We start from the raw sequence: 2,916 nt of genomic DNA on the forward strand, positions 1-2,916 counted from the left end.
GGTGAGGCGCGGAACGCGCTGGTGCCGGGGAGCTTGCGGACGCTGCAGGACACGGCGCGGGAGAGGGGGAATGTGTTCGAGCGGTTGATGGAGGCGGTGAAGTACAACTCGTTGGGGCAGATTAGCCATGCGCTTTACGAAGTTGGGGGGGAGTATCGGAGAAATATGTGAGCAGCGTCGGCTTGAACAGTTCCCGTGGGGCAATAGCGCCGCTAGTGGGCTGACTTCACCGCCGTTTCTCATCCATGCCGCCCCTCGACTCCGACGACAGGATGATCTAGCTGATGCGCGAATATGACCTTACGGTTCTCAATGACAAGGAGTTTGAGGTCTTAGTCGCAGACCTCCTCGCCGCCGAGATCGATGCACCCGTCGAGCGCTTCAAGCCTGGCAGAGACGCTGGGGTTGACGCGCGCTGGTTTGCGTCGCCCGGGAACGAGGTAATTGTCCAATGTAAACATTGGCCGCGATCAAACGTCGCTGCTCTCATTCGAAAAATATCGTCCGAAGAAAATGCAAAAGTAATTGCGCTAAACCCTTTACGATACATTTTTGTGTGCAGTCTCCCTCTGTCGAGGAAGAATAAGGACGCCATCGCCCAGGCATTCTTGCCCTATGTCGTCTCGCCAGACGACGTTCTGGGCTATGAAGACCTGCAGCGCCTCATATCGACCCACAAGGCTGTCGAGCGCAAGCATTACAAGCTGTGGCTCGCCAGTAGCAGCGTGCTGGTGACGCTGCTGAACCATAGTGTCTTAGGCCGAAGCGCGGACTCGGTCGACGACATTCGCCACGCACTCGCGAAGTTTGTAGAGACAGAGGACTGCAGAAGGGCACGCAAGCAGCTCGCCAACGCAAGAGTTCTGATAATTAAGGGCGAGCCCGGCATTGGTAAGACAACGCTCGCTCAGCATCTGGTGATGGAATCTATCGGAGACGGCTACCAGTTCGTAGAGATCCAATCCGATTTGAGCGAGGCCGAAGGCGTACTGATCGACCCTGACGAAAAGCAAATATTCTATTTCGACGACTTTCTAGGACGGAATTTCTTGGAGGTTTTCACCGACAACAAGGATTCGCATGTCCTGGCGTTTATCCGGAGGGTCCTGAGAAACGAGAATAAGCGTTTCGTTCTTACGTCTCGGACACACATTTTGGATCGTGGCAAGCTGCTTTCCGAGTTGTTTCGTATCGAGAACATTGGGAAGAGAGAGTTCGAGCTGACGGTCGGAGCGCTTTCGCGTCTCGAGAAGGGGATGATCCTCTACTCGCACATTTGGAATAGTGGTTTACCGGAATGGGCGATTGAGGAGCTGTATGAGAAACACCGGTATCTCGACGTCATAGATCACGCGAACTTCAATCCTCGACTCATAGCGTTCATCACTGATCCAGAGCGGATCGTAGACGTGGCGCCACATGAGTTTTGGACGCATGTCACGGCAACGCTAGACAATCCAGAAGCCATTTGGCGTCATGTCTTCGAGCGGCAGCTTAGTTCGGATACCCGTGACCTTGCCGTGCTTGTTGCTTTCAATGGCAAGCCGATTAACGAAACAGCCCTAGAAGCGGCATTTGCGCGACTCAATCGATCGGGTATTGACAACCCGGTCCAGTTTGCAGTTCGATTCCGCGACGCGCTGCGACTTGCTGCAGGGTCAGTCATAACGAGAACGATTGCCAGCTCTGCCGAGGCAAAATGCGAACTGTTCAATCCCTCAATCGCCGATTTCGTTTTGAAAGACGCCGCCGTACTTTCACGTGCGCCGGAAATCACCCGCGCTTTGCAGACTGTCGATTCGGTGAACTATCTCGCTTCACTAGCCGAAGCTGGCTATCTCAGCGCTGGGAGGGTTGCGGAAGCGCTTCGGTCCGTAGCGGCGGACGTGACGGCGCAGGGCGAGGTCGGAGGTGACTTATCGGTCCGGATAGCTGATCTGTTCGCCAAGAAGGGTGAAGCGAATGCTGACGCCGCGTTTGTCGGGCTGGTCGCGAATTCGTTCCCTTTGGGCTCTGTATGTGAGAGCGCCCCGCGTGTGCGCATATTTGCGGCGGCGTTGACGATGGGGGCGGTGCAGGATTCCGCTAGGCGATTCGAAGGAATCCTTGAGGAGATTGAAGCGTGCCCCCTGGAGGCGGAGCTTCTAAAGCCGCTGCGTCGTTGTGCATTGTGGTTAGAAGAAAACGGCGCAGAAGGAGCGGAGCTTCGCTTGCGAGAAGCACTTGTCACGGCGGTGTTTGGGTATGCTCAGGAATTCATCGTTGAGTCCGCCGTACTAGACGAATACATGTATGAGGGTGACGCTAGTTTGGCCCGGCAAGATGCGCGGATACGCATCGAAGAATTCTTCGAAGAATTGGGGTTCCCTCTCGCGGAAGAGGAGGTTGAGGACTTCGTCTCTCGAATTAATGTGGTCGACATCATCAACGACAACGTTAGCTCTGCGTCGGATCGCTGGGATGATTCGGACTCGAGCGGGCAGGCCGTCAACGGTAACGAGGCGATCATCGACTATTTTGACCGGAGTGGTCGGGAGTAGCCACGAGAAAGCACGTGAGAAAGCGCGGGGTCAGCTTGGATCGATCCGGAAACAGGGGTCGGAAACAGGGGTCAGAGTGCACTTTAAATGGGCGACGTTGGTGTAAAAGTCGACTCTGACCCCAGTTTCTGCCAGCGCGGCAAGATCCAGGAAGAGTCGATGTATTACGAGCACAAGAAGCATGATGGCTCGTTGCCGTTGATTGGCGTGAATACGTTCCTGCCGAAGGATCATGGCGGGGAGATTGCTACCGAGATCGAGTTGATTCGGTCTACCCCTGAGGAGAAGGGGGCGCAGATTGCCAATGTGAAGTTGTATGGTGAGGCGCGGAACGCGCTGGTGCCGGGGAGCTTGCGGACGCTGCAGGACACGGCGC

Annotated in this window: 1 protein-coding gene and 1 pseudogene; both read left to right on the top strand. The window is 55.6% G+C overall.

Annotated elements, in window-relative coordinates:
* The first annotated feature begins 284 nt into the window (after positions 1 to 284).
* Positions 285 to 2,540 carry a restriction endonuclease gene (locus ASD82_RS00035; RefSeq protein WP_056713588.1) on the top strand — a complete coding sequence of 752 codons (2,256 nt, stop codon included), beginning with the start codon at positions 285 to 287 and terminating at the stop codon, positions 2,538 to 2,540.
* 132 nt (positions 2,541 to 2,672) lie between these two features.
* Positions 2,673 to 2,916 (top strand): annotated as a pseudogene (locus ASD82_RS00040) (hypothetical protein); the annotation flags it as partial.

It is taken from the genome of Rhodanobacter sp. Root179 (assembly GCF_001428465.1).
Classification (GTDB): Bacteria; Pseudomonadota; Gammaproteobacteria; order Xanthomonadales; family Rhodanobacteraceae; genus Rhodanobacter.

What these genes read in the sequence shown, in the direction of transcription:
- ASD82_RS00035 (WP_056713588.1), top strand. Translation starts at nt 285, where the DNA reads ATGCGCGAATATGACCTTACGGTTCTCAATGACAAGGAGTTTGAGGTC.